Genomic DNA, 24,530 nt, shown 5'->3' with positions numbered 1-24,530 from the left:
TTTGTGTTTTCTTTCAGTCATTTAACGAAAAACCTAAATAGCTGAACAAAAAAGGGCGCGCCCAAACGGACGCGCCCTACCCCTAGGCTCTCTATTGTCTTTATTCCGCGGCGGTCACGGATTCTTCAGCCTTTAAGACGCCACGTTCAATCTGCTCGCGCTCGATAGATTCAAACAAAGCGCGGAAGTTGCCTTCGCCAAAGCCTTCATCGCCTTTGCGTTGAATAAACTCAAAGAAGATTGGGCCGATCACAGTTTTGGAGAAGATTTGCAGCAAGATCTTGGTCATGCCGCCATCAATCACCCCTTCGCCGTCGATCAAGATGCCGTGCTTGGCCATCCGGTCGATTGGCTCATCATGTCCATTCACCCGGTCGTAAGACATGTCATAATATGTCTTTGGCGGGCCAGGCATGAACTTCAGTTCATTTTCCGCCAGCTTGTCGGTGCAGCTATAGATATCATCACACCCCACCGCGATATGCTGAATGCCTTCACCCTTATATTTTTTCAAATATTCTTCGATCTGGCTGGTATCGTCCTTGGACTCATTCAGCGGAATGCGGATCTTGCCACAAGGCGAGGTGATCGCCCGGCTGGTGAGACCGGTGATCCGACCATCAATATCGAAAAAGTGGATTTGCTCGAAATTAAACAGATCGCGGTAAAAATCCCACCATTTGTCCATATTGCCACGGAACACATTGTGGGTCAGGTGGTCGAGATAATAGAACCCCACGCCTTCCGGTTTCGGATCTTTTTCACCAATCCACTCATATTCAGCTTCATAAGCGGAGCCCTTCTCACCATATTTCTCGATGAAATAAAGCAGAGAACCGCCAATGCCCAAAATGGCCGGCGCATCGATGGACTTATCGTCGCCTTCATATGGCTCCGCACCATTTTTCACTGCATGGTCGAACGCATGTTGCGCATCAACCACCCGCCAGGCCATGGAAGGCGCGCAAGGGCCGTGCAGATCAACAAAACGACCGCCAAAGCTGTCTTTTTCGCCGTTCAGAATGTAGTTGATATCGCCCTGACGCCAAACGGTGATGTTTTTGCTCTTGTGCTTGGCCACAGGCGTATAGCCCATCTTGGTGAACAGCGCTTCAAGCTTTTCCGGCTCATCATGTGCGAATTCTACAAATTCAAAACCATCGGTACCGGCGGGGTTCTCGTCGGTAATCTTGGCTGGAGGTGCGTCGTGTGGAAACGGACCCATTTGTCTCTCCCTATCTAAATTGTCTGACGATTATTATGCCGCATATGAAGTGCAATGTGCTTGCGATTTCCACACCATCAGACTAGAATTTACACAACTCAAGCATATTTAAGCAAAAAGATGCACAAAATGAGCGAACTTGATAGCTATGATAAAAGAATCCTTGGGCTGTTGCAGCAGGATGCACGCCTCACCAACAATGAATTGTCTGAGCGGGTGAACCTCAGCGCCTCCCAATGCTCCCGCCGCCGCGCCCGCCTCGAAGAAGAAGGCATCATCTCCGGCTATCATGCGCATCTGGATCGAGATAATCTCAAGCTCGGCATCGTCACCATCATCAATGTGACCCTCGCCACACACAATCGCGGCAACGCCGAACGCTTCGCCGCCCTGATTTCCGACTTGCCAGAAGTATTAGAAGCCCACGCCCTAACGGGCGAAATGGATTATTTCATCAAAGTCGTCGCACCAGACCTGAACGGCCTTCGCCAATTCGTCAATGACGTACTGCTGCCGCACGAGTCGGTGCAACACGTGAAAACATCCATTGTGCTGGAAACGCTTAAGGAAACGAGCGCCCTGCCGGTTTGATCAAGCTGGACATTTACCAACCCCCTGATATAAAAATACTTTACATGTCGGGGAGGATTGAAGATGGGTCGTATTTTGGGATTAAGCCTGATGGTTTCGATGGTGATGCTGACCGCATTGCCCACATCAGCAATGGCGGCTTGCGCAAACGGATATTGCTGGGGTGCGGTCGGCATCGGGCCAGGCGGCGCATGGGGCAATGCCTATGATTACCCGTCTCAACGGGCCGCGGCGCAGGCGGTGCAAAATAGCTGCCAAGGCGACTGTACCACCATCAAAACCTTCTACAACACTTGTGGCGCCATCGCCAAAGGCGACAATGGCGGCTGGGGCTGGGCCTGGCATGGCAATCTAGAAGAAGCCCAAAGCCGCGCCATCGCCTATTGCGTGCCAAACGACCGCAATTGCCGCATCGCCACCTGGGCCTGCACGTCGCGATAAGTCCGCCGAAGCGGCGCACCGTCCACTTCTGTCATTCCCGCGGAGGCGGGAATCCAGACAGGACGTTCCAAAAATCTGAAGCCTCTCGGATCTATTGAGAGTCACATCTGGATCCCGGACTAAATCCGGGATGACCATTGTGGTGTGCAGGAAGGCTTTTGAACAGAGAGCAGCGCGAGCTAGCCTTGCGGCTTATGTTGGTCCGGATGCGCGGCCTGAAACGCGGTGTGGCGGTTGCAATTCTCTTCCACCGTCAAAATCCGCGGCATGTTGGAAAGGTCCACCTCCCAGCGCCGCGCATTGTAAAGCTGCGGCATCAGGCAGATATCGGCCATGGTCGGCGCATCGCCCAGCGAAAATGGGCTTGGTGATTGTTGGGCCAACATGCCCTCATAGGCTGCCAATCCCTCACCGATAAACTTGTGAAACCAGGCAACAGGCATGTCATCTGGCTTGGCGGCAATGGATTTGGCAAATTTGGCGACACTTAAATTACACACCGGATGAATATCCATGGCGATTGCATAAGAAAGCGCGCGAACCCGTTGTCGATCCAACGCGTCGCCTGGCAGCAATCCCGCATCAGGGTGAAGTTCAGCCAAATATTCAATAATGGCCAACGACTGAGTGAACAACAGACTGTCAATCTCAATTGTCGGCACGAACCCTTGTGGATTAAGCGCGCGATAGGATTCGCTTTTATGCTCGCCCTCCAGCAGATTGACCGGCACACTCTTATACTCAAGCCCGCACAGCCCCAAGGCAATGCGGACCCGATAGGCGGCGGAAGAGCGCCAATAATCATAAAGCGTAATATCAGTCATATTGGCGCTCCTTTGCTTAGCCGAACTTGACGATTTTTTGATCAATTGCGCCGAAGATGGAGGCGCCATCATCTTCCTTCATCTCGATGCGGACCTGATCGCCAAATTTCATAAAGGAGGTGCTGGGCTTGCCCTCATGAATGGTTTCAATCATACGAATTTCGGCAATGCAGCTATAGCCCAAACCGCCATCTTTCACCGGCTTGCCCGGTGTGCCGTCACTGTCTTTGTTCGAAACGGTACCAGAGCCGATAATCGCCCCGGCCGCCACATGGCGCGTTTTGGCGGCGTGCGACACCAATTTGGGGAAGTTGAAGGTCATATCAACGCCCGCATTGGCCTTGCCAAATGCCTCTCCATTATAATGCACCAGCATGTCGCGATGCACTTTGCCGTCTTGCCAGTGTTCACCCAACTCGTCCGGCGTAATCGCCACCGGCGCAAAGGCGGTTGCGCCCTTGGATTGGAAAAATCCGAAGCCTTTGGCCAATTCGCCGGGGATCAGCGCGCGATAGCTCACATCATTCAAAAGCACCAGCAATTTGATTTTTTCGGCAGCATCCTCCGGTGAAAGCCCCATCTCCAGATCGTCGCAAATCACGCCGATCTCGGCTTCCATGTCGATGCCCCAATCTTCGGAGCCAACTTCCACATCATCGTGGGCCCCCAGCATGGCGTCGGGCGCGCCCATATACATCAAGGGGTCTTCCCAAAAGCTGTCGGGCAGCTCGGCCCCGCGGGCTTTGCGCACCAGCTCCACATGGTTCACATAGGCCGAGCCATCGGCCCACTGGCTGGGGTTGGGCAAAGGCGCCATCGCCTGATGCGGGTCAAAATCCTTGCCGCTCACATCGCCACTGTTCAGCTGATCTGACAAGGCTTGAAGCTGCGGCGCATGCGGCGCCCAATTGTCCAGCGCCTCACGCATGGTGGCCACAATCGCATTGGCAGAAATATATTTTTTTAGGTCACGGCTGACCACCACCAGTTCGCCATAGCGGGTGTCGTTCTTTAATGTCGCAAGTTTCATTATTCGTCCCAATCTCCTTCTGGTGTGCCGTTAAAGCGTTTTTTCAGGCCCTTCCAGCAGTCAATATAATTATCCTGAATGGTCTCAAGGCTCGCGCCATATTCAGTAAGCAGCTGCGGAAACCGTGTTTCAAACATAAAGGCCATGGTGTTTTCAAGTTTGGTGGGTTTCAGCTCCGCATGGGTGGCTTTTTCAAACCCCATCGCATCCGGCCCGTGCGGCAGCATCATATTGTGCAGGCTCATCCCGCCCGGCACAAAGCCCTCTTCCTTCGCGTCATATTGCCCGTGAATCAGCCCCATAAATTCCGACATGATGTTGCGGTGATACCATGGCGGACGGAAGGTGTGTTCAGCCACCATCCAGCGCGGGGGGAAAATCACAAAATCAATATTGGCCGTGCCCTCTTCGCCTGATGGCGCGGTCAGCACCGTAAAGATCGACGGGTCGGGATGGTCAAACAGGATCGCGCCCACGGGGGAATAGGTGGAAAGGTCATATTTATACGGCGTGTAATTGCCGTGCCACGCCACCACATCCAGCGGCGAATGGCCGATTTCAGTGCGGTGGAACTGGCCACACCATTTCACCACCACGGTGCAATCACTCTCTTTGTCCTCATAAGCGGCCACCGGCGTTTTAAAGTCACGCGGGTTGGCCAAACAGTTGGCCCCAATCGGGCCCCGATCCGGCAGGGTGAATTTCGCGCCATAATTCTCGCAGATATAACCGCGGCTGGCCCCATCCACGCGGACTTTGAAAATCATCCCGCGCGGCAGCACGCAAATCTCGCCCGGCGCCACGTCCATTTTGCCCATTTCGGTGAAAATATGCAGCGTGCCCACTTCCGGCACCACCAGCAATTCCGCATCCGCATTGAAGAAATGCTCATCCTCCATGCTTTTATTGGCCACATAGACATGGCTGGCCATGCCCACTTGGGTGAACACATCGCCAGCGGTTGTGATGGTCCGCACGCCTTCAATAAACGTGGTCGGTTCTTCGGGCATCGGCACCGGGTCCCAACGCAACTGCCCCAGCGCCAATTCATGGTCCGGATTGTGCGGCGCCGACTTCCAATAGTCTAGCTTGATCGATTTAAACCGCGATGTATGCCGCACGCTGGGGCGAATCCGATAAAGCCAGGAGCGCTCATTTGTGCCCCGGGGCGCAGTAAATGGAGAGCCAGAAAGCTGCTCGGCATAAAGACCGTAAGCACACTTTTGCGGGCTGTTTTGCCCTTGCGGCAGAGCACCTGGCAATGACTCGGTTTCAAAGTCGTTGCCGAAACCAGGCATATAGCTTAGTTGATTAGACACACTGTTAACCCTATCATTCATGATTGACGGTCTCCATTTGAACTAAAAATTTGTTGCATATGTAACGATGGACTATGTAACTAACAATAAGGGGAGGGACAAAATGGACCAGAACAACGTTAATGAGGCGGTGTTACCGCTGGAAAAATTCATTGCCTACCGCCTTAATCAGGCGGCGGAAAAAGTATCACAGAAATTCGCGCTGGAATATAAGAAGCGCTATGGCATGACCCGCCCGGAATGGCGGACATTGGCGACTATCGGCCAATTTGGCAACATCACCGCCAAACAGATTTGCCAGCATTCATCCATGCACAAAACCAAAGTCTCACGCGCCATATTCACGCTGGAACAACGCCGCTGGCTTAAACGCACTGTTGATCAGAATGACCGCCGTGTCGAGCATTTGGAACTCACGCTTCAAGGCCAAAAAGCCTATTTGGAACTGTCCGACGTGGCCCGTAATTTTCAGGATCAGATTTACGCTGCTCTGGGCCCGGCCAACACCGCTGCGCTTGAAACCAGTTTAGACGCCATCGAAACACTGATCGATACACAGTAAATTGGTATAACGATTACCCCTGTTATCGTAAACTTTACACTGACAGGGGTAGGTTTTGTTGCAATAATTAATGCAAATTCCGTTATTATACTGTCATGCGCCAGACCATAATGGCGCCCAGTTCATCTCCCATTAAGATGCGCACGATAAGTCCAAAGCACCCGAAATAAAGAGGTCCCTATGTCCGGCATCAAAACCAAATATGGTTCACCCTTCAAAGCCTACGATGTGCGCGGCATGATCCCCACCCAGATCAATATGCCATTCGCTTATCGCTTCGGGCAGGCAGTGGCGGCCCATATCGCGCCCAAAAAAGTGGTGATCGGCCATGATATGCGCATGGATAGCGGCCCCTTGGCCGCCGCGTTGCAACAAGGATTGCAAGATAGCGGCGTGGATATCTATCCGGTAGGCAGATGCGGCACAGAAGAAGTTTATTTCCACACCGCCCAAATGAATGCCGATGTGGGGCTGATGGTCACCGCCAGCCACAACCCGGACAGCTACAATGGCATCAAGATCGTGCTCAAAGGCGCCACCGCCGCCACGCAAGAAGGCACACTGGGTCCGCTGGAAGAACTGGTGATGGGCGACGACGCCTTCGATGTGGTCGCTGAATATGCCGCCCGCGGCGCAGCCCAACCGGCACCCGACCGCCAGCTTTATATTGACCGCCTGCTCAAGCAGGTGGAGGGCATTGATCTCAAACCCCTCAAAATCGTCACCCATGGCGGCAATGGCTGCGCCGGGCCGGTCATTGATTTGCTCGAGCCACACCTGCCCTTTGAATTTATCAAAGTGGATAATGAGCCAGATGGCCGCCTGCCAAATGGCATTCCCAACCCGCTTTTGCCCGAAAAACGCCAGCGGGCGGCAGATGCGGTTAAAGCCCACGGCGCCGATCTCGGCATCGCCTGGGATGGCGACTTTGATCGCTGCTTTTTCTATGATCATGAAGGCACCTTCGTGGAAGGTTATTATCTCGTGGGCCTAATCGGTCAAACCCTAGTGCGCCAGCATGGGGGCGGCAAAGTGATCTATGATCCGCGCCTCACCTGGAACACGATTGACCAGATCGAAGCTGCTGGCGGCACGCCGATCGCTTGCCGCACCGGCCACACATTTTTCAAAAAAGTCATGCGCGACCACGATGCGATTTATGGCGGCGAGATGAGTGCCCACCATTATTTCAAGGATTTCGCCTATTGCGATACCGGCATGTTGCCCTGGCTCGCCATTGTTGCCGAAATCTGCCAATCCGGCATCAGCCTTAAAGACATGGTCGCCGCCCGCATTGAAAAATTCCCCTGTTCCGGAGAAATCAATTTCACGGTGGACAACGCCGCCGCCACCATCAAAAAAATTGAAGATGAGTTAGGCAGCAAAGCCAATCATGTCGAGGACATTGATGGGCTGGGACTGGTGTTTGATGAATGGCGTTGCAACATTCGCGCCTCCAACACCGAACCGCTTTTGCGGCTCAATTTGGAAACCCGGGGCGACAAAAAACTGCTCAAGGAAAAGACCGGGCTGCTTTCCGATCTGATTCGCAAATAGCCCCCCCAAACGAGCCGATCAGGCGGGGGGCAGCCGCCAATCTACTCCCGTCAATTTCTCGGAAATATCCCACAAACGGGCCGCTGCTTCTGCATCCCCTGCGGCGTGCGAGATCGGGGTGACACCAACCGGGCCGGAAAGCCCTTTCATTTTGGTCGGTCCATAAAACAACCCTGGCTTTGCTTCCGGGTCGGTGAGCGCCAAAACCTGAGATTTGGCACCATGAAAAGGCGAATGGGCGAACATCACATTCATTACTTCTAGCCCGACACGGGTGAAAAAGCCTGATCCGGTGCGCTGGGCATTCGTGCCCGCATAACCTGGGTGGCACAAATAACCGCTGGCCGGCATCTCTTTTGCCAAAAGCCGGCGGTTCAATTCCAACGTGAACATAATATTGGCCAGCTTGCTCTGGGCAAATGCGGCAAGCGGTGAATAGTTTTCTTCGAAATGCAAATTGTCGAAATCGATCCGCTCAGCACCCCAACGATATGCAACGGAAGACACGGTAACAATTCGACCATTCCCCTTCTTGATTAAATCAAACAAAAGTGCAGAAAACAGAAAATGGCCGAAATGATTGGCGCCCATTTGCAGCTCAAATCCTTCAGGTGTCTCCACCCGCTCCGGCACCATGACAATACTTGTATTGTTGATCAGCCCGTCCAGCTTTTCATGAAAGCCCACAAACCGTTCTGCCGCGTTGCGCACAGACTCCATATTGGCCAGATCCATCAACTCATATTCAATGCGCGCTTTGACACTGCGAAAATCAGAAAGCTCGTCCACAGCCTTTCGCGTGCGCTCCTCTGATCGGCAAAAGATCGTGACCCTGGCATTGCGCTGCAACAGCATCTTTGCCGTCTCGAATCCAATGCCGACATTACCGCCAGTGATGGCAAAGTGGCGGCCAGCCAGATCCGGCACCCTGCCATAATCCCAGCCTTTCTTGCCGAATGGCAAAAGCTGTGTGCTCATAAAATTTCCTTAAAATCAGGATCGCTGAGCCTCCGCCCACCGTTCCAAATCGTTTAAACCCACGCACATAGTTTTCACAATTTGGGGCCAGGATGCAATGGGGAACTGTTTTTAAGCAATTCGTCCAGTTTACAATGCCCGGAACACGGTAAATTGCATATTATTATTTAAATCTCGGAACACCGGGCGGGTTAGGAGCGTTTAAGTATTACGAAAGGACGGTGCTTATGACTGATAAAAACAACAAAAACAAGCGCACACAAAAAGAGGTTGATGACCAGCTGGATGACACATTTCCAGCGAGCGATCCCCCATCTTGGATGCCTGGCACCACCAAAGAGTCAGACGAAAAGGCTAAGCTGAAGCGCGACAAGGAAAAAGAAAGATAGGCTCTGGGCGGTCTCCCAACCATTAGGTGGGTCAGCATGTCGGTAATGTCGCTTACAAGGAATAAAATATCCCCTTTTAAGGCCGCAGTTGGCCGGTGGTGGGCGAACGACCCCTTCACCCAAAGCGCGGCGATCGCCTACTATACGATTTTCTCCTTTCCCGCGCTGATCATCCTTTATCTCGGCCTCGCCTCCTTTTTCATGGACGAGGCTGCGGTGCGGGATCAGGTGTTTGGGTTTTTGCGAGAAAATTTTGGCCGCGACGCCGCTGACACGTTCCGCACAATTGTCGCCAACACCGCCCCGTCGGAAGAAAGCTTCCTGCCCTTCATCGTGGCGGGTGTTGTGCTGATCTACGCGGCATTGCGCCTGTTTTTACAATTGCAAAAGGCGCTCAACTATATCTGGGACATTAACGACAGCGATGTCTCCAGCTTCCGTGCCTTGGTTGTGCGGCGGCTCATGTCTTTCGCGGTCATGATTGGCGTGTTATTCGTGCTGGCCATTTCGCTGGTCATCACATCGACCATCAGCACATTGACCGAATGGTTGATCCAACGCTTGCCCGACATGTTTGCCCTTTTGGCCCACGCGATAAATCTGGTTCTCTCCCTGCTCATCATCAGCCTTTTATTTGCGGTGATCCTGAAAATGCTGCCCGACAGAGATATAAGCTGGCCCCATGTGGCGCCCGGCGCGTTGGTGGCCGCCGCGCTCTTTATGTTGGGCGAATATGGCATGGGGGTCTATTTCGGCCTTGTGGAGCCGGGCTCCGCCTATGGCGTAACCGGCGCCATCATCTTGCTGATGATTTGGGTATTCTATTCCAGCGCTGTTTTTCTGCTGGGGGCTGAATATGCCAAAACTCTGCACCAGAAGTCTCTGGTGCGTAAGAAAGGCAGTTATCCATCTATATCCTCTAAAAAAGCGCTCACACACTCAAAATAGAGATCAGCTTCTTCAACCCAAGGCCGGTGGGCGCTGCGCTCAAAAATCTCCAATGTTACCGGCGCAACGGGCAATGCCTCTTTAATCTGAACGGCAATGGATGGCGGGGTGATGCGATCATAACGGCCGGAAACAATCAGTGTTGGCACATCAAAATCGGCCAATTGCGCAGTCGGGTTGAACCCCTTTAGCGTGCCCGTCACCTCCCATTCGGGATCATCGCCGACAAATGCCCGATAGACATCAAAATTGTCCGCCTCCTCCGCGCCTTCCGGTCTAAAAAGGCCCGGATGATCCCAGGGATCCACCCAGAACAACTCGCCCAATGCACGACCATAAAGCGCCTGAATACGCATATCGCTAGACAAAACTCCTTGATCGCGCAACGCCATAATCTCGGCCCATATCTCGGGAAACAGCTGGCGCACCTCATAATTCATATTGTCGATATTGCCTTGCTGCCAGGTTTGGGCGCTAAAATGTCCATTGCTGATCACCAGCGCGGCGATGTGTTGGCGAAAAGTGACGGCATAGGCCAGCGCCGGCAACGAGCCGAATGATAAGCCGATGAGACTGATTTTTTCAAAGCCCAATGCCTTGCGCAGAGCCTCGATCACCTCGGCATAATTGGCCAGATTATAATCAGTCGGGTCATCCATACGCACAGAACGCCCCGCCCCCAAATTGTCGAAATAGACAAGTTGATGACGGTCCGCCAGCGCTGAAAACCAGGGATGGTAATGGGCGTGACCGGTGCCGGGCCCGCCTGACACCAGAAAAACCGGTGGCCCCTCCCCCTCCGTCTCATAATAAATCTGTCCAAACCTGGTGTCGATAAAAGTCCCAGTACCATGCAGGTCGGTGCCCGTCTTTGTCATAGCGCGCCTCTCCTGAACGCAAACTCGCCACTTCTATGCAGCGATGCATAGCTGAATTCGACTTGCGCCCCTTTGAAAATTATCGGTAATGTTGCCTTCAGAAGCTATCGCGCCTCAGGCGACAATTCGATAGAAAACAATGCGAACGAGCTATTCATATTTGAATGATTAGGGATTGGGATCACCTCCGCATTTTTCTCGCCATCGCACGATGGGGCAACCTTTCCAGCGCGGCGCAGCACTTAGGCATCAGCCAACCCACAGTCACCCGTGCTCTTCAGGCGCTGGAACAAAGCCTGGGCACCAGTCTGGCGGTGCGCGGCGCACGCGGCCTGACATTGACGCCTGCCGGTGTCGAGCTGCAAAGACACGCCTTTGAAATGGAACAAAGGGCGCTGCGCATCGGAGAACCGCACCCGCAACAAGTTAGAATCAGCGCAGGCGGCTGGATGTCGCGTTTTCTGTCTCGCCACGCCGATCAATTAATCATGCCGCAAGTCCGCCTCACATTGCTCAACGACTATGCAGCAGCCGACCTTCACCGGGCCGAAGCAGAAATTGCCCTACGCAATCAATTGCCGAAAACCGGTTATTATCGTGTCAGAAAGCTGGCAAGCCCGGCCTATGCACTTTATGGACAGAGCGAAAAGTTCTCCGTCCAATCAGACCCGGGCGATTGCCCATGGATCAGCTTTAGTGACGATCAAAGCCATCATGCCACCGCCAAATGGCTTCACCGCAACCATCCCCATATTACCCCTCGATTGCGATGCAATCAGGCCATCAACATGTTGGATGCCCTCAAAGCCGGCATTGGTATCGGCATCTTACCGCGATTTGTGGGTGACCATGAACCAGATCTTTCCCGTCTCTCGGCAAATCTGGATCTGGACCATCAAGGCCTTTGGCTTCTGGTACATCAGGACATGCGGCAGCACCGCACCATTAAAACCATGATCGCGCACCTGCTTCGCTTGTTTGAGTGCCAATCTGCGGCGCTGTGCCCCGCCGCTTAATGGCGCGGGGCCAGAGCCAGAACGCCTGCGAGGCGTTCGCCCGCGGCAACCCGAATAAACAAAGTTCAGCTATATTTAAGCCATTGTGGCCACATAGAGCGCATAAAGCACGATGAAGCCGAGCCCGACCCAGCGTGAAAGCGACCGCCGCATAAGCGCGATGATCAACAGCAAGAAGCTTGCGGCCAACATCACCCAAATATCCACGACGACAATAGAAGCCGGAAAATCGATCGGCTTCACCAGCGCGGTCGCACCAAGAATAAACCAGATATTGTAAATATTGCTGCCAATCACATTGCCCAACGCAATATCTGACTTGCGTTTGAGCGCAGCAACCACAGAGGTCACCAGTTCAGGCAATGAGGTGCCGACGGCAACAATTGTGAGGCCGATCGTGGTTTCGGAAATGCCCCAAGCGCGCGACAATTCAATTGCCCCCGAGACCAAAAATTGAGCCCCAAAGATGGTCAGGGTGATCCCGACAATGGCCAAGAGCAGGCCAACCCACAACTTTTCCGTCCATGGCTCGGCGATTTTCACCTCTGCCCGATGCATCTCGGCCGAGGGCTGGCGGCTGCCGCGCTCATTGAGATAGGTATAGACAACATAAAGGCCCAACAGCACAATGAAGAGCAGGCCGACCCACCCATTCATATGGCCCAGCAAAGACACCACCACGCAGGTCAACGCTGAAAGAATCAGCACAACGCCATCCCGCCGAATCGCGGCAGGCTGACAGGCGATGGGATAGATCAGGGCCGCCGCGCCCAAGATCAACAAAATGTTCGCGATGTTACTGCCCACAACATTGCCCACGGCAATGCCAGGCGAGCCGGCCAGCGCCGCTTGTATGCTGGTCACCAATTCAGGCGTGGATGTGCCAAACCCGACCAGGGTCAAGCCAATCATCAATTCTGAAATGCCGATTTTGCGCGCCACGGCAACAGAGCCGCGCACAAGCGTATCGCCGCCAACCAGCAACAATATAAGACCGATTATGATTTCCATGAGACACTCTCTAGGGGTTCAGGCAAATTTCAGGTTCAGGCCGCGTGTTCTTGCACGTCTTGCCGAACCGATTTGCTGAACAGGGTAACTGCTTCGCCAGCCGAATTAAACCCATGCACCTGCAAGGGTCGTTCAGCGTATCACAATGTAAAAGAAATTGGTTGCGGGGGCAGGATTTGAACCTGCGACCTTCAGGTTATGAGCCTGACGAGCTACCGGGCTGCTCCACCCCGCGACAAATGTCATGGATTTTGACTGCATGCTGCGATCAGCATCGTCAATCAAAGACAGCGCCTATATAGGGGGGATTTATCTGTTTGTGAAGGGTTAATGACGAAATCTTTCAAAAAAAATTTTCCCAATTGGTTGCATGACGGCTTGCACTGGTTTTTTACCCTGGTTTAGGTTGGTCCGGTCCCTGCGAAACAAAGAGAAATCATATGAAATTCAATCAACTCGGGCGCACCGACATCAAGGTGAGCGAAATCTGCTTGGGCACCATGACATGGGGCCGGCAAAACACAGAGCAAGAAGCCCATGAGCAAATGGACTATGCGCTGGATCAGGAGATTAATTTCTTTGATACTGCTGAGCTTTATGCCGTGCCTACCAATAAAGAAACCCAAGGGCTGACCGAAGAATATATCGGCACCTGGTTTAAGAAGACCGGCAAGCGTGATGATGTCGTTCTAGCCACCAAAATCGCCGGTGAAGGCGTCTCATGGATTCGCGATGGCGAACCGATCACCGGCCCGGCCATACGCCGTGCGGTGGAAGGCAGCCTGAAGCGGTTGCAAACCGATTATATCGATCTTTATCAGTTGCACTGGCCCAACCGTGGCCATTATCACTTCAATACCGGCTTTGACTATGACCCGTCTGACCAGAACACAGACGAGATCAAAGCCAATATGCTGGAGGTGCTCGAAACCCTTGACGCCTTGGTGCGCGATGGCAAAATCCGCCATGTCGGCCTGTCAAACGAGACCGCCTGGGGCACCATGCAGTTTGTCAATCTGGCCGAGCAGCATGGCCTGCCGCGGATGGCCTCAATTCAAAATGAATATGGCCTGCTGCGCCGCTATTTTGATCATGATCTGGCCGAAGTCGCCCACCATGAGCAAGTGGGCCTGTTGGCCTATTCAGCGCTGGCTGCGGGCGCCCTGTCCGGCAAATATCTCGATGGCAACATCCCCAAAGGCACCCGGGGTGATTTGGTCAAAAGCACCATCTATCGCAACTCCACCCACTCCGAGCCTGCCATTCGCGCCTATATGGCGCTGGCGGAAAAACACGGGCTGGATGTGTGCCAGATGGCGCTGGCGTTTTGCCTCACCCGGCCCTTTATGACGTCAGTGATCATCGGCGCCACCTCTATGGAGCAGCTCAAAACCGACATCGCCGCCAAGGATGTGAAATTGTCTAAAGAGGTGATGGACGGGATTGCCGAAATCTATCGGCAATACCCGATGCCAATCTAATTTGCATCAAATTGGGCGGCGATGAAGCCATTCAGTGTCGCCCAATAATCGTCCACAAAGGCCGCACTGCCCCAAAGCATAATCTTGCCAATCAGCCACAACCCGTCCTCACCGCTCATTGGCTTACGCCGATCTACCGGCACCATGCTGTGTCCCGCTTTGTCAAACATATGCACCTCAAGCTGATCGGCAGGCAGCAATTCTTCAAAAACAACCCGGCTTTCTTGCGCATCCACCTGCCCATCACGGTCACCCAACAGCAACAGCACGGGTACCTCCGGCAATTGCCGCAGATCGTCACGCAAATCGGCGCTGGCATTGCGCACAACGAAGTCCCAGCGCGCCTCAGAGAAAGCTTCAGCATCAACTAATTCACTTTGGCTACTTAGGGCCAGAAACTCTTGATAGCTGCCGCCGGTTTCAATCAGCCTGTCCAGCTCGGCCTCCGCTGCCATCTTGGCGTCACTATCGGGCTCAAAGCTGCGGCGTAAATCGGTCATATAGGTCGATTGTTTCATCCAATTTATCGCGGGGGACACAAACACGATAAATTCAACATTGCTTGCCGCCACATCAATTTTAGGCATCACCCATCCAGCCTGCGAAAAGCCCAAGACCCCCACACGATCAACGGCCAGGCCAGAGTCAGCGCGCAAGGCCGCAATTGCCGCCTCCACCAACGCCGTGCGATCCGACATGTCATAGCCTAGCCAGTCACCGGATGACTGACCGACGCCCGGCTTATCCCATGAGAGGCTGCACCAGCCCTGTTCGGCGAACTGGCTGAAATAGGGGTCAAAATAGCCAAAAGCCTCTCTGTCCATCGCCCCATCGCCATGCACAAATACGATGCAGTTGGGCTGGTCACCAACCGGACTATTGGGCAGGGTAATCTGCCCCGCAATTTTTTGGTCCTCATAGGTAAAGCTGAACGGCTTGGTGGCATAGCCTGCATCAGGCACCCAAAACACAAAGGCGAGTACCACCAGCACCAATCCCAAAACCGCACTTGCCCCTAGGGCAACCCGTCGACCGATCATCTTCACATCCATTCTTAGAACAATTATTCGCTTAATATGCAAAACTTGCATTTGCCGCAAGCACAATTTACAGAATAATCATTCAAAGAAAGGTTGGTCATGGCCCGCAAAAAAGACGAAGCCCTGCATAAGCGGCGCAAAGCGGAGATATTGCAAGGCGCGCGTGCCTGCTTTATCGACAAGGGTATCCATCAAACCAGCATGCAAGACATCTGCCAACGCAGCCAGATCAGCCCGGGCGCACTCTATCGCTATTTCCCCTCAAAACAATCTATCATTGAAGCCATCGCCGCCGGCGAACAGCAATCCAATGCTGAACTGATCGATCATTTGCGCGCTGCTCGTGATCCAGTCGCCGCGCTCAGCGACGCCCTGCCCGATCTACTTGACCATATTCTCGACCATGATTTCGCTCGCCTGATGGTGGAAATCAGCTCTGAAGCCTCACGTAATCCTGCAGTGTACAAACCCTTTGCCGCCATCGATCAGCAATTTCGCACCGACCTGACCAACATTTTTGCCGCCCGCCATAAATTCGGCCCTTTCGGCAGCGCAGACCAAACGGCACAGCAAGTCTTTGTCCTGCTCAGCCTGATTGATGGGCTGGTGGCCCGCGCCGCCAACAATGATTTGCCTCCGCGCAAGCAACTCGATCCCCTCGTGTGGCACACTATTCGTCAACTCTTTGCGTAGATTTGTCTAAAAACGCCTCGCCATAAAATCCAATTTGGGTATGATCGATTGACCAAGTAAACACGGGGGCAAACCAGGCATGTCGCTACTATCAACATTGTTGCCGCTGATTTTCTGGCTGCTCTACGGCACCATCTCTCACCAGATCAGCCGGAAGCGCCCCTCCATCACCAATCTGATGATCCACCAGCGTTATCGCTGGGTCATGAATGCCGTCAGACGCGACACGCCGATGGACGCGATTCTCACCGGCAATATCATGAATTCCGTCGCCTTCTTCGCCTCCAGCTCGGTGCTGTTGATTTTGGCGATGTTTGCCATTTTCGGCCGATTAAACGAGTTGCTGCCCGCGCTGCGCACCGTGCAGGTCAATGGCAGCTACTCTATGGGCGAATATCAATTGCACCTGATCATCATGCTGGTGATGGTGGTTCTGGCTTTTTTGTCCTTCACGCTCTCTTTGCGGCAGTTCAATCATTTCTGCATTCTTTTGGGCGCGGCGGATCACAGCGAAACCGCTGACCCGGAAGAAACCAAAGCCATGGCCCAGCTCAATGCCCAGGGCGCCCGTTATTTCAACAATGGCATCCGCGCCTATTATTTTTCGATCGCCAATGTGGGCTGGTTTATCTCGGCCGAGATTGGCATCGCCCTAGCCATATTTACCTTCATTTTCATTGTGCACCGTGAGTTTTTGTCAAAATCCCACGCGGCAATTTCGCGGCTGCCGCAACCTAAGGACGAGTAATAATGTCATTATCTAAATGGATCGCCACCAGTCTGTTGGTCGCCGGATTGGCACAACCATCCGTTGCGCAGGACAATCAGTTCACCATGGAAGATGAAATGCATATGCAAAACTGCTGGGAAGCGGTGACCGATATGAATTTGCAGGGGGAAGAGCACACCTTGGACGAATGTATAGGCACCGCGGCCGAAGTGTGCATGGAAGAAGAGGAGGGCGGCATGACCACCATCGGCATGAGCTCTTGCATGATGCGCGAGCATTCTTGGTGGGACAGCATTTTGAACATCCAATATCAGAATCTGAAACAGGTGCTTGAGCCCGCCCTGTTTGAAGATCTGCGCGACGCCCAACGCAAATGGATTCCCTATCGCGATGCCTCTTGCAGCTTCCATTATAATTATTGGGGCGATGGCACCATGCGCAGCACCGCCTTTGCCAGCTGCATGCTGGACGCCACGGCCAACCGGGCCATTGAGTTGAGCAACATTCTTGATATGTCGATGATGTAGCCGCCCCTATGGTCGAACCGTTCAAGAACTTTTTTTCGATTGCGGTCATTGAAAAAATGGCCGCAAATTTGTCTGCCCAGTCACCTGCATTTCCTGCCGACCAATTTGTGCAAATCGCCAGCATCGATCATCAAAAGAATGAGCTGAAACAACGCAGCCAGCAAATCCAGAAAGCGCTGATCGCCACCCTGCCCCCTGATTTGGATCAGGTCGGGCCGATCATTCTCGGTGCCTTGGGGCCAGAGGCACCCATTGATGGCGGCACCACCAGCAATGATCGCCCGGGGCTGAACGGGTTTGTGATTATGCCCTTTTGCGACTTTGTTGCCGAGATTGGCATTGATGACTGGCCCAAGTCGGCAGCTTTATTCAAAGAAATGACCAAGCGCTTCAGCGCCGAATTTGCCGTGCGCCCCTTTATCGCGCAGGATCCGGATGAAACCATGCGCACCTTCGCCCAATGGGCCAAGGACGAAAATGCCCATGTGCGCCGCCTCGCCTCTGAAGGCTGCCGCCCGCTCCTGCCTTGGGGCATGCGCCTGCACCAATTTGTCAAAGACCCATCGCCCATCCTGCCCATTCTGGAGCAGCTTAAGGATGACCCCACTGAATATGTGCGCCGGTCTGTGGCCAACAATCTCAATGACATTGCCAAAAACCTGCCCGAACTGGTGGCCCAAATTGCCGCCAAATGGATGCAGGGCGCCAGCAAAAACCGCCAGCGCCTTGTGCGCCATGCCTGCCGCACGCTGATCAAAAACGGTCATCCCCCTACATTAAAGGCGCTAGGCTTCGCGCCAATTGAGCTGCAACACGCGTCGGTTATAATCGAAACACCGAAGGTTAAATTGGGCGGAGCTTTGACGTTTACCTATCGCCTGCTACCTAAGGACAATAAGGCCCATCCCTATATTTTGGACTTTGCAATCCACCTCAAAAAAGCCAATGGGAGCCTATCGCCCAAGGTTTTTAAACTGGGCACTGGCTTGATCGCAGGGGGCAAGGCCCTTGAGGGGGAAAAGAAGGTGCCGATCCGTCCCATCACCACCCGCCGCTACTATCCGGGTGAACACAAACTGGAGCTTTTTCTCAATGGGCAGTCACTAGGTGTAACAGCCTTTCAGCTGGAGATCGACCAAGCGTAACCATAGAGGCTGCTCGCCCAAGGATGGGGCGAGCTTTGAGAGTTGTCCGGACGCTGCTTTTGGAAAGGGAAGACTAAAAAGCCAGCCAAACCACAATTGAAAGCAACACAACTAGAACGATAGATTCACGCAATACAATATTCATAAAACCTAATATTTAACAATGGTGTTAATAATAGGTTTATGGGTAACGCAAATGATCCGTCTCTTCAACCAGACATTCCCTAATGCGGAATATTACCGATCCGTCTCACCCAGTTCAAACAAATCATGCACGCTCACCTTAAGAGCGGCCGCCAACTTTAACGCCAGCACGGTAGAGGGCACAAACACATGATTCTCCACCGTATTGATGGTTTTGCGCGACACACCTACCGTCTCGGCCAGCTGCGCCTGGGTGTATCCCGCCGCTTTGCGGATCTCGGCCAAATGTGAAATCAAGCTCATAGCCGTCCCTTTACATCTGCCCAAACAAATCTCAGCAGGAAGGCGGCTGCCGTCAACGTGCCCATGGCCGCATAGGCGGTGGGATAACTCACCCATCCTTGCCAAAGCGGCACGGCAAAAGCGGGATAAAGCAGAATCGCCACCCAAAAACCAAACCCTTCCGCATGGCGGCGATCGGCGACATAGCCTTCATCTGTGGCCCGACGCGCATTGTCGTCACCCGCCGCCAGGGCGGCAATTGAAATGAGGATAACGCTCGCAACCCCAAATAGACCTGGCAGCCAAAAAGCGAAAGGTTGCGGGGTTCCCATGGCCAAGGCGCCGCCCCCATAGACCAAGCAGACAAGGCCAGTCAGCCCCAGCACCGCAGTACGCACATTTGTGAAAAACTCAGATGTCATTGGTTGCTCCTATTTTGTAACCTACAGGTTACACATAGAGCCACAATAATGTAACGTCAAGGTTACATTTTAGTTTTAATCATCTATTCCGCAAGACTTAATGTTTGATCAGGTTGCGGCACCAGATGCGCTGGCACCTCATCAACCCAGGACTCCAACGCCAGTTCGGGCCAGAGCGCACACAGCCGCTCTCCCTTTTTGTAGTGGGTGTCTTTATTGGGCAGATTATAATTGGGCACCAACTTGAATGAAAAAATATCATTCAGCCCATAGGGCGCATAAAGCTCGAAACGATCCTGATCATTCAACCGCATGCCCACCGAGTGAGTGGTACAAGCAAACCGATCAATCGCCTCGCGAGAATGGTCCAATTTGGGATAATCAAAGCCGAAATGGGCCGGATACCATAGATGGACCCGCGCCTGATTGCGCACTTCTACGGGCACTTGCATCCCGGCGAAAACGGCCTCTGCCTCGCTGATGATTTTATCTTCCTCATCATAGGTGATGGCATCGGCATCATAGTAAAAAATGTCCACATCCTTCACCCCATGCATGGCCGGGCGGTCAGTAAGATAGTTCCAAATATTGTTGTAAATCGCGCCGGAAACGATCCACGCATCCGGTAAATCCATGTCGCGCAAACGCGCAAAATAATCATAAAGCGGCCCGAATTCGCGGCACATCTTATAGATCACTGCCGCCTGCTCAACCAATCCCGCATTTGCAAATCTTAAATAAGTCATGCGGAAAACCTACCCGATTCCTCAGCCACCAAAAAGAACAAAGTTGGTACAAAATTACGCTTGTTCCGGCGTGATCACCAGCCGGACCTTATCTGGCCAAAACGCCATAAAGCCCTGCAATATATTAGAAAAGACAAACGGGCTTTCATACGCCCAGCCTATTTCCTTGCCACGTAAAGCAAAATAGCTGGCGTCACCCTTAAGCGGACAATGAGTCTGCTTCTCGAGTTTTTGCAACGGCACGATAATCTCGTCCTGCGGGACATAGATCACAGGTGGATAAAGGGTTTTGCCCACTTCCTGCAGCCACACCGCATTGTCGGTGGAGATCAATTGGTCCTCACCCGCCATGACCTCCACATGGGCACCCACCGGCTGCACCCGCATAAAGTGCTGCGGCGCGTCCGGCCGCGCCGCCACGCCCTTCAATGTCAGCTCAACCGTCAAATCGTCCTGTGTTTCTGCCATTTCCGCCTCCTCCTGGTCAGAGCGTTGGCCGCGCCAGCGCAAAAATATCCTTCACGGCGGCATAATTGAAATAGCCAAGGCGACCAACAGCGGCGATTGCTGTTTCATCAATCATTCCATCAGCAATATATTGCTCTTGGATATGCGCGCGCACCACTTCACCGATAATAAGATAATTATTGAGTTTGGCGCCCTGATGATCCTCCAGCTGTTTGATCTCCACCAGCTTGCATTCAAAGGACGCTGGCGCATCCGCCAGCCGCGGCACATCCACCACATCGCCTGGCAAGGTCTTCAGGCCTATCGCCTCGATCTCGCTCACCTCTTCACCATAAGGCGCACTGCTGGCGTTCATTTGCTCCACCAGCGCGCGCCCCGCCACATTGTGCACAAAGACGCCAGCCGCCTCAATATTGCGCAAACTGTCTTTCCGCCCGGAAGAGGAAAAGCCCAACAAAGGCGGGCTCTCACTCAAGGCGTTGAAAAAGGAATAGGGCGCCAGATTACTCACCCCATGTGAGCTGCGCGAGGAAATCCACCCGATCGGCCGCGGCGAAATCAGCGCTTTAAAGGGATTATGTTTTAAACCATGCCCGTCTGCCGGACTATAAGAATGAAAGGCCACACGCATCTCCTGCTCAACTCACCAGAGCTGATATTCCTATGCAACATTAGCAATCAACGCCACACCCTGTCCCATCACATCTTTATGAGCATCTGCATCTGACAATCGCATCGGCACAGGCCATCCAGATATTTTCACAATAATGCTGCTTGCGCCCTTGGTCGCCAAAAGCCATATTTGGCGTTTCTGCTTTGCCCCATCCGCCGAGCGATCCTGCTGAAAGCACTTAAATGTTTGCCGCCCTTAAAGAATTCAACAAAACCATCTGGCTTTTGATTCTCGCCACCTTTGCCTCGCGTTTTTTCCTATTTATGGTCTGGCCCTTTCTGGCGTTGTTGCTGCACAACAAGTTTGGCCTCAACGAGTTTGAAATTGGCGCGTTTCTGTCCGGTTCCGCCACGGTGGGGGTCATTTTCGGCTTCTATGTCGGCTATCTGTCCGACATTATCGGACGGCGCAAAATCATTTTGTTTGGCCTATTTCTCAACATCATCGCCATGAGCATCATCGGCATTGCAGATAGCCTTCTTGTGCTGTTCTCTGGCACACTGCTGCAATCCTTTGGTCGCGGCATGGTGGAAAATCCGGGCAAGGCGCTGATGACCGATATGGTCAGCGATCGTAAGGTCAAGGATATGGCGCTGCATTTCCGCTATTTCATGCTCAATGTTGGCGCCGCCACCGGCCCGCTCTTGGGCACGTTCGCTGGCGCCACGGGCAAGCAATCCACATTTCTGTTTGTTGCCGGGCTATATGTGGTCTATTTCGCCGCCGCGGCCTTTATCTTCAATCTGGAAAAGCCCCTCAAACGCACCAAACAGGGCGATCCGCTCAAATTCTCGGCCGCCCTCGCGGTGCTGGGTAAAGACACCGCCTTTTTGCTGTTTGTTTTCGCGTCCTTTATCGGCTTTGTCGGCTATGGCCAGATCGATGCCGGCCTGGTGCAATATTTGCGGCAAATGCAAGTGCCTGAACTCACCGAGCTATATGCCTTGCTGATCCTCATTAATGGCACCACGATCATAATCCTGCAATTTGCTCTGCTCAAATTGATGGAAAACTGGTCGCCTTTTTTGCGCGCCATGTCTGGTGTGATTCTCTTCGCGGGTGGGTTTTTCGGCTTCGCCATTTCTCCGACCGACCCGTGGACATGGCTGATGGTCTCGATATTCGTGCTCAGCATCGGCGAAGCTATTCTCTTCCCCACCCTCAACATCATTGTGGACCGGCTGGCGCCAGACCATCTCAAAGGCTCCTATTTTGGTGCCTCATCTCTTTCCAGCTTTGGATTTGTATTTGCGCCGCTAATCGGCGGCTTTCTCCTACATCAATTTGGCGGCTTGGCCATGTGGCTCACCATGACCGGCCTCACCCTGTTCGTCGCCGTCCTCTATTTCAGCGCCAACCGATTGAAAGGCGGCATGTTGGAAAACTAGTCGGACTTCACTTTTTGTCTTTGATGATAGGTCAGCGCATTTGAAATCAACAGCCGCAGGCGTTCCTTGTCCAAAGGCGTGCCCACATTAAAATGAACCCCACGATTGCCCTCATAATAAAAGTTATCGGGTAACATATGCCGGAACTCATCTATCAGCGTCGTTTGGCAATGCACAAATATCGCATAGTCCTTGATCTTTGACGGCCCGATCCGCACCGTGGTGCCCACACACTTCTTCTTTGGCAGATAAGACGGCTCTCCCCATTTCAGGGTCTCAACCAGTCCGCCCGTTTGTGGCAAGTCTGCCGCCACATCAAAAATCAGCGCCCGCAATTGCTGCATGGTCTCGCATTTTGGAATTGGAATTACTTGAAAAAAGGCCAAACTATAACCGCCCCCCCCCCGGACGCAAAAACGCCCACCGAGCGGTTAGGCTTGGTGGGCGTTTTATTTGATTTACATCGTAGAGATAATTTTGCTTTTAGCGGACTTGGCGACGACCTACTCTTCCATGCCTTAAGACAAAGTACCATCGGCGCTGAGGTGTTTAACGTTCGAGTTCGGAATGGGATCGTGTTCTGAGCACCTCGCTATAGTCACCAAGTCGGCAAAAAGCAAAACGTGAAGTTAAATATGATTACTAGGCGAACCTAGTGATGATGTTCGTGTTTGGTATTGGTGTTTTACGGACATTGATTAATGAGAACAATCAAGCCAATCGAGCTATTAGTACCAGTAAGCTTCACACATTGCTGCGCTTCCACACCTGGCCTATCAACGTGGTGGTCTCCCACGGCTCTCAAGGGAATGCTAGTTTCGAAGGAGGCTTCCCGCTTAGATGCTTTCAGCGGTTATCCCGTCCAGATATAGCTACCCTGCTATGCGGCTGGCGCCACAACAGGTCCACCAGAGATCTGTTCACCCCGGTCCTCTCGTACTAGGGGCAACTCTTCTCAACATTCCTACACCCACGGCAGATAGGGACCGAACTGTCTCACGACGTTCTAAACCCAGCTCGCGTACCGCTTTAATTGGCGAACAGCCAAACCCTTGGGACCTGCTCCAGCCCCAGGATGCGATGAGCCGACATCGAGGTGCCAAACAATGCCGTCGATATGGACTCTTGGGCATCATCAGCCTGTTATCCCCGGCGTACCTTTTATCCGTTGAGCGATGGCCCTTCCACGCGGGACCACCGGATCACTATGACCGACTTTCGTCTCTGCTCGACTTGTCAGTCTCGCAGTCAGGCGGGCTTATGCCATTGCACTCAACGACCGATTTCCGACCGGTCTGAGCCCACCATCGCGCGCCTCCGTTACTCTTTGGGAGGCGACCGCCCCAGTCAAACTACCCACCACACACTGTCCCGGACGCTGTTACGCCGCGGTTAGACATACATGACGATAAGGGTGGTATCTCACATTGCGGCTCCATAGCAACTGGCGTCACTATTTCAAAGCCTACCACCTATTCTGCACATGCCGACACGAATGCCAGTGTGAAGCTATAGTAAAGGTGCACGGGGTCTTTCCGTCTAACCGCAGGAACCCCGCATCTTCACGGGGAATTCAATTTCGCTGAGTCTATGCTGGAGACAGTGGGGAAGTCGTTACGCCATTCGTGCAGGTCGGAACTTACCCGACAAGGAATTTCGCTACCTTAGGACCGTTATAGTTACGGCCGCCGTTTACTGGGGCTTCAATTCAATGCTCTCACATCTCCTTTTAACCTTCCAGCACCGGGCAGGCGTCAGACCCTATACGTCGTATTGCTACTTCGCAGAGCCCTATGTTTTTAGTAAACAGTCGCCACCCCCTGGTCTGTGCCACCCTCCCTGAGTTGCCTCAAAAAGGGTCACGCTTATCCCGAAGTTACGCGTGCAATTTGCCGAGTTCCTTCAGCATAGTTCTCTCAAGCGCCTTAGTATTCTCTACCTGTCCACCTGTGTTGGTTTAGAGTACGGTCTTAACGGTGGAGCTATTTCCTGGAACTTACTCACGGCCAGAACCAATCCGAT

The 24,530-nt window shown here is 53.1% G+C and carries 27 protein-coding genes, 1 tRNA gene and 2 rRNA genes (1 of these 30 running past the window's edge); 13 read left to right on the top strand and 17 right to left on the bottom strand.

Annotated features, from left to right (window positions below):
* Window positions 1-100: 100 nt before the first annotated feature.
* The gene (gene hppD / locus L1I42_RS13720; protein WP_236115239.1) at window positions 101-1,225 is read right to left on the bottom strand and encodes a 4-hydroxyphenylpyruvate dioxygenase; all 1,125 of its coding nucleotides are present in this window, start codon (window positions 1,223-1,225) and stop codon (window positions 101-103) included.
* Window positions 1,226-1,354: 129 nt separating this feature from the next.
* Here hppD and L1I42_RS13715 point away from each other — a divergent pair, with 129 nt between their 5' ends.
* Window positions 1,355-1,816, top strand: a complete 462-nt coding sequence (locus tag L1I42_RS13715; protein WP_236115238.1) for an Lrp/AsnC family transcriptional regulator — start codon at window positions 1,355-1,357, stop codon at window positions 1,814-1,816.
* A 63-nt stretch (window positions 1,817-1,879) separates the two neighbouring features.
* Complete coding sequence (locus L1I42_RS13710) at window positions 1,880-2,257, top strand: DUF4189 domain-containing protein (protein ID WP_236115237.1); 378 nt, start codon at window positions 1,880-1,882, stop codon at window positions 2,255-2,257.
* A 179-nt stretch (window positions 2,258-2,436) separates the two neighbouring features.
* On the opposite strand, the gene maiA is transcribed toward L1I42_RS13710, so the two are convergent.
* Genes maiA through hmgA form a run of 3 tightly spaced genes read right to left on the bottom strand, consistent with a single transcriptional unit; the run spans window position 2,437 to window position 5,409 of the window.
* Window positions 2,437-3,081, bottom strand: a complete 645-nt coding sequence (maiA, locus tag L1I42_RS13705; RefSeq protein ID WP_236115236.1) for a maleylacetoacetate isomerase — start codon at window positions 3,079-3,081, stop codon at window positions 2,437-2,439.
* Window positions 3,082-3,097: 16 nt separating this feature from the next.
* Window positions 3,098-4,111 carry a fumarylacetoacetate hydrolase family protein gene (locus L1I42_RS13700; protein WP_236115235.1) on the bottom strand — a complete coding sequence of 338 codons (1,014 nt, stop codon included), beginning with the start codon at window positions 4,109-4,111 and terminating at the stop codon, window positions 3,098-3,100.
* Complete coding sequence (gene hmgA, locus L1I42_RS13695) at window positions 4,111-5,409, bottom strand: homogentisate 1,2-dioxygenase (protein ID WP_236115508.1); 1,299 nt, start codon at window positions 5,407-5,409, stop codon at window positions 4,111-4,113. Before hmgA ends, L1I42_RS13700 begins: the two co-directional genes overlap by 1 nt.
* A gap of 124 nt (window positions 5,410-5,533) precedes the next feature.
* On the opposite strand from hmgA, the gene L1I42_RS13690 reads away from it, so the two are divergent.
* Both L1I42_RS13690 and L1I42_RS13685 read left to right on the top strand, forming a co-directional pair.
* Entirely contained in the window at window positions 5,534-5,992 is a 459-nt protein-coding gene (locus tag L1I42_RS13690; RefSeq protein ID WP_236115234.1) for a MarR family winged helix-turn-helix transcriptional regulator, read from the top strand.
* 180 nt (window positions 5,993-6,172) lie between these two features.
* On the top strand, window positions 6,173-7,549 hold the full coding sequence (locus tag L1I42_RS13685; RefSeq protein WP_236115233.1) for a phosphohexomutase domain-containing protein: 1,377 nt from the start codon (window positions 6,173-6,175) through the stop codon (window positions 7,547-7,549).
* Window positions 7,550-7,567: 18 nt separating this feature from the next.
* On the opposite strand, the gene L1I42_RS13680 is transcribed toward L1I42_RS13685, so the two are convergent.
* A complete protein-coding gene (locus L1I42_RS13680; protein ID WP_236115232.1) occupies window positions 7,568-8,527 on the bottom strand; it encodes an SDR family NAD(P)-dependent oxidoreductase in 960 nt (319 codons plus the stop codon).
* Between the two features lie 227 nt (window positions 8,528-8,754).
* Between L1I42_RS13680 and L1I42_RS13675 the strand changes: the two genes are divergently transcribed.
* Window positions 8,755-8,916: a hypothetical protein gene (locus tag L1I42_RS13675; RefSeq protein WP_236115231.1), complete on the top strand. Its 162-nt coding sequence runs from the start codon at window positions 8,755-8,757 to the stop codon at window positions 8,914-8,916.
* Window positions 8,917-8,952: 36 nt separating this feature from the next.
* Entirely contained in the window at window positions 8,953-9,864 is a 912-nt protein-coding gene (locus L1I42_RS13670) for a YihY/virulence factor BrkB family protein (protein ID WP_236115230.1), read from the top strand.
* Here the strand turns inward: L1I42_RS13670 and L1I42_RS13665 are convergent.
* Complete coding sequence (locus L1I42_RS13665; protein ID WP_236115229.1) at window positions 9,819-10,742, bottom strand: alpha/beta fold hydrolase; 924 nt, start codon at window positions 10,740-10,742, stop codon at window positions 9,819-9,821. The two genes, L1I42_RS13670 and L1I42_RS13665, sit on opposite strands and share 46 nt — an antisense overlap.
* 164 nt (window positions 10,743-10,906) lie before the next feature.
* Here L1I42_RS13665 and L1I42_RS13660 point away from each other — a divergent pair, with 164 nt between their 5' ends.
* Window positions 10,907-11,758, top strand: a complete 852-nt coding sequence (locus L1I42_RS13660; protein ID WP_236115228.1) for a LysR family transcriptional regulator — start codon at window positions 10,907-10,909, stop codon at window positions 11,756-11,758.
* Between the two features lie 75 nt (window positions 11,759-11,833).
* On the opposite strand, the gene L1I42_RS13655 is transcribed toward L1I42_RS13660, so the two are convergent.
* Both L1I42_RS13655 and L1I42_RS13650 read right to left on the bottom strand, forming a co-directional pair.
* Entirely contained in the window at window positions 11,834-12,769 is a 936-nt protein-coding gene (locus L1I42_RS13655; protein WP_236115227.1) for a calcium/sodium antiporter, read from the bottom strand.
* 158 nt (window positions 12,770-12,927) lie between these two features.
* Window positions 12,928-13,004, bottom strand: a tRNA-Met gene (locus L1I42_RS13650).
* 205 nt (window positions 13,005-13,209) lie between these two features.
* Here L1I42_RS13650 and L1I42_RS13645 point away from each other — a divergent pair.
* Window positions 13,210-14,250, top strand: a complete 1,041-nt coding sequence (locus tag L1I42_RS13645; RefSeq protein WP_236115226.1) for an aldo/keto reductase — start codon at window positions 13,210-13,212, stop codon at window positions 14,248-14,250.
* On the opposite strand, the gene L1I42_RS13640 is transcribed toward L1I42_RS13645, so the two are convergent.
* Complete coding sequence (locus L1I42_RS13640) at window positions 14,247-15,290, bottom strand: alpha/beta hydrolase family protein (RefSeq protein ID WP_236115225.1); 1,044 nt, start codon at window positions 15,288-15,290, stop codon at window positions 14,247-14,249. The two genes, L1I42_RS13645 and L1I42_RS13640, sit on opposite strands and share 4 nt — an antisense overlap.
* A 99-nt stretch (window positions 15,291-15,389) precedes the next feature.
* On the opposite strand from L1I42_RS13640, the gene L1I42_RS13635 reads away from it, so the two are divergent.
* From L1I42_RS13635 to L1I42_RS13620, 4 genes are all read left to right on the top strand, one after another.
* Window positions 15,390-15,983 carry a TetR/AcrR family transcriptional regulator gene (locus L1I42_RS13635; RefSeq protein WP_236115224.1) on the top strand — a complete coding sequence of 198 codons (594 nt, stop codon included), beginning with the start codon at window positions 15,390-15,392 and terminating at the stop codon, window positions 15,981-15,983.
* Window positions 15,984-16,062: 79 nt separating this feature from the next.
* Window positions 16,063-16,731 carry a DUF599 domain-containing protein gene (locus L1I42_RS13630; RefSeq protein ID WP_236115223.1) on the top strand — a complete coding sequence of 223 codons (669 nt, stop codon included), beginning with the start codon at window positions 16,063-16,065 and terminating at the stop codon, window positions 16,729-16,731.
* Between the two features lie 2 nt (window positions 16,732-16,733).
* Window positions 16,734-17,240, top strand: coding sequence for a lysozyme inhibitor LprI family protein (locus L1I42_RS13625; protein ID WP_236115222.1), 507 nt, complete (start codon window positions 16,734-16,736; stop codon window positions 17,238-17,240).
* 56 nt (window positions 17,241-17,296) lie between these two features.
* Window positions 17,297-18,385 carry a DNA alkylation repair protein gene (locus tag L1I42_RS13620; protein ID WP_236115221.1) on the top strand — a complete coding sequence of 363 codons (1,089 nt, stop codon included), beginning with the start codon at window positions 17,297-17,299 and terminating at the stop codon, window positions 18,383-18,385.
* 237 nt (window positions 18,386-18,622) lie between these two features.
* Here the strand turns inward: L1I42_RS13620 and L1I42_RS13615 are convergent, their stop codons facing one another.
* The 5 genes from L1I42_RS13615 to L1I42_RS13595 all read right to left on the bottom strand — a co-directional run bounded on the left by L1I42_RS13615 (window position 18,623) and on the right by L1I42_RS13595 (window position 21,072).
* Complete coding sequence (locus L1I42_RS13615; RefSeq protein WP_236115220.1) at window positions 18,623-18,832, bottom strand: helix-turn-helix transcriptional regulator; 210 nt, start codon at window positions 18,830-18,832, stop codon at window positions 18,623-18,625.
* Window positions 18,829-19,233 (bottom strand): hypothetical protein, encoded by a 405-nt coding sequence (locus tag L1I42_RS13610; RefSeq protein WP_236115219.1) that lies wholly within the window; start codon window positions 19,231-19,233, stop codon window positions 18,829-18,831. The genes L1I42_RS13615 and L1I42_RS13610 overlap by 4 nt, the downstream gene beginning before the upstream one ends.
* Window positions 19,234-19,316: 83 nt before the next feature.
* On the bottom strand, window positions 19,317-19,979 hold the full coding sequence (locus L1I42_RS13605) for a nucleotidyltransferase family protein (RefSeq protein WP_236115218.1): 663 nt from the start codon (window positions 19,977-19,979) through the stop codon (window positions 19,317-19,319).
* A gap of 54 nt (window positions 19,980-20,033) precedes the next feature.
* Window positions 20,034-20,447: a DUF427 domain-containing protein gene (locus L1I42_RS13600; protein WP_236115217.1), complete on the bottom strand. Its 414-nt coding sequence runs from the start codon at window positions 20,445-20,447 to the stop codon at window positions 20,034-20,036.
* Window positions 20,448-20,463: 16 nt separating this feature from the next.
* Window positions 20,464-21,072, bottom strand: a complete 609-nt coding sequence (locus L1I42_RS13595) for a flavin reductase family protein (RefSeq protein ID WP_236115216.1) — start codon at window positions 21,070-21,072, stop codon at window positions 20,464-20,466.
* Between the two features lie 230 nt (window positions 21,073-21,302).
* Between L1I42_RS13595 and L1I42_RS13590 the strand changes: the two genes are divergently transcribed.
* Window positions 21,303-22,508 (top strand): MDR family MFS transporter, encoded by a 1,206-nt coding sequence (locus L1I42_RS13590; RefSeq protein WP_236115215.1) that lies wholly within the window; start codon window positions 21,303-21,305, stop codon window positions 22,506-22,508.
* Here the strand turns inward: L1I42_RS13590 and L1I42_RS13585 are convergent.
* From L1I42_RS13585 to L1I42_RS13575, 3 genes are all read right to left on the bottom strand, one after another.
* On the bottom strand, window positions 22,505-22,852 hold the full coding sequence (locus L1I42_RS13585) for a DUF1801 domain-containing protein (RefSeq protein ID WP_236115214.1): 348 nt from the start codon (window positions 22,850-22,852) through the stop codon (window positions 22,505-22,507). The two genes, L1I42_RS13590 and L1I42_RS13585, sit on opposite strands and share 4 nt — an antisense overlap.
* 146 nt (window positions 22,853-22,998) lie before the next feature.
* Window positions 22,999-23,114, bottom strand: a 5S ribosomal RNA gene (rrf, locus tag L1I42_RS13580).
* Between the two features lie 101 nt (window positions 23,115-23,215).
* Window positions 23,216-24,530 (bottom strand): 23S ribosomal RNA (locus L1I42_RS13575) (it continues 1,405 nt past the right edge of the window).

Source organism: Maritalea mediterranea, assembly GCF_021568695.1.
GTDB classification, from domain to species: Bacteria; Pseudomonadota; Alphaproteobacteria; order Rhizobiales; family Devosiaceae; genus Maritalea; species Maritalea mediterranea.
This window is presented reverse-complemented; position numbering and strand designations above follow the sequence as displayed.

Excerpts from the sequence above, each read along its gene's own strand:
- L1I42_RS13605 (WP_236115218.1), bottom strand. The coding sequence starts at position 19,979 with ATGACTTATTTAAGATTTGCAAATGCGGGATTGGTTGAGCAGGCGGCA.
- maiA (WP_236115236.1), bottom strand. The coding sequence starts at position 3,081 with ATGACTGATATTACGCTTTATGATTATTGGCGCTCTTCCGCCGCCTAT.
- L1I42_RS13615 (WP_236115220.1), bottom strand. The coding sequence starts at position 18,832 with ATGAGCTTGATTTCACATTTGGCCGAGATCCGCAAAGCGGCGGGATAC.
- hmgA (WP_236115508.1), bottom strand. The coding sequence starts at position 5,409 with ATGCCTGGTTTCGGCAACGACTTTGAAACCGAGTCATTGCCAGGTGCT.
- L1I42_RS13590 (WP_236115215.1), top strand. The coding sequence starts at position 21,303 with ATGTTTGCCGCCCTTAAAGAATTCAACAAAACCATCTGGCTTTTGATT.
- L1I42_RS13610 (WP_236115219.1), bottom strand. The coding sequence starts at position 19,233 with ATGACATCTGAGTTTTTCACAAATGTGCGTACTGCGGTGCTGGGGCTG.
- L1I42_RS13715 (WP_236115238.1), top strand. The coding sequence starts at position 1,355 with ATGAGCGAACTTGATAGCTATGATAAAAGAATCCTTGGGCTGTTGCAG.
- L1I42_RS13645 (WP_236115226.1), top strand. The coding sequence starts at position 13,210 with ATGAAATTCAATCAACTCGGGCGCACCGACATCAAGGTGAGCGAAATC.
- L1I42_RS13675 (WP_236115231.1), top strand. The coding sequence starts at position 8,755 with ATGACTGATAAAAACAACAAAAACAAGCGCACACAAAAAGAGGTTGAT.
- L1I42_RS13700 (WP_236115235.1), bottom strand. The coding sequence starts at position 4,111 with ATGAAACTTGCGACATTAAAGAACGACACCCGCTATGGCGAACTGGTG.
- L1I42_RS13665 (WP_236115229.1), bottom strand. The coding sequence starts at position 10,742 with ATGACAAAGACGGGCACCGACCTGCATGGTACTGGGACTTTTATCGAC.
- L1I42_RS13660 (WP_236115228.1), top strand. The coding sequence starts at position 10,907 with ATGATTAGGGATTGGGATCACCTCCGCATTTTTCTCGCCATCGCACGA.
- L1I42_RS13640 (WP_236115225.1), bottom strand. The coding sequence starts at position 15,290 with ATGATCGGTCGACGGGTTGCCCTAGGGGCAAGTGCGGTTTTGGGATTG.
- L1I42_RS13620 (WP_236115221.1), top strand. The coding sequence starts at position 17,297 with ATGGCCGCAAATTTGTCTGCCCAGTCACCTGCATTTCCTGCCGACCAA.
- L1I42_RS13690 (WP_236115234.1), top strand. The coding sequence starts at position 5,534 with ATGGACCAGAACAACGTTAATGAGGCGGTGTTACCGCTGGAAAAATTC.
- L1I42_RS13635 (WP_236115224.1), top strand. The coding sequence starts at position 15,390 with ATGGCCCGCAAAAAAGACGAAGCCCTGCATAAGCGGCGCAAAGCGGAG.
- L1I42_RS13625 (WP_236115222.1), top strand. The coding sequence starts at position 16,734 with ATGTCATTATCTAAATGGATCGCCACCAGTCTGTTGGTCGCCGGATTG.
- L1I42_RS13630 (WP_236115223.1), top strand. The coding sequence starts at position 16,063 with ATGTCGCTACTATCAACATTGTTGCCGCTGATTTTCTGGCTGCTCTAC.
- L1I42_RS13600 (WP_236115217.1), bottom strand. The coding sequence starts at position 20,447 with ATGGCAGAAACACAGGACGATTTGACGGTTGAGCTGACATTGAAGGGC.
- L1I42_RS13670 (WP_236115230.1), top strand. The coding sequence starts at position 8,953 with ATGTCGGTAATGTCGCTTACAAGGAATAAAATATCCCCTTTTAAGGCC.
- L1I42_RS13680 (WP_236115232.1), bottom strand. The coding sequence starts at position 8,527 with ATGAGCACACAGCTTTTGCCATTCGGCAAGAAAGGCTGGGATTATGGC.
- L1I42_RS13710 (WP_236115237.1), top strand. The coding sequence starts at position 1,880 with ATGGGTCGTATTTTGGGATTAAGCCTGATGGTTTCGATGGTGATGCTG.
- hppD (WP_236115239.1), bottom strand. The coding sequence starts at position 1,225 with ATGGGTCCGTTTCCACACGACGCACCTCCAGCCAAGATTACCGACGAG.
- L1I42_RS13585 (WP_236115214.1), bottom strand. The coding sequence starts at position 22,852 with ATGCAGCAATTGCGGGCGCTGATTTTTGATGTGGCGGCAGACTTGCCA.
- L1I42_RS13685 (WP_236115233.1), top strand. The coding sequence starts at position 6,173 with ATGTCCGGCATCAAAACCAAATATGGTTCACCCTTCAAAGCCTACGAT.
- L1I42_RS13655 (WP_236115227.1), bottom strand. The coding sequence starts at position 12,769 with ATGGAAATCATAATCGGTCTTATATTGTTGCTGGTTGGCGGCGATACG.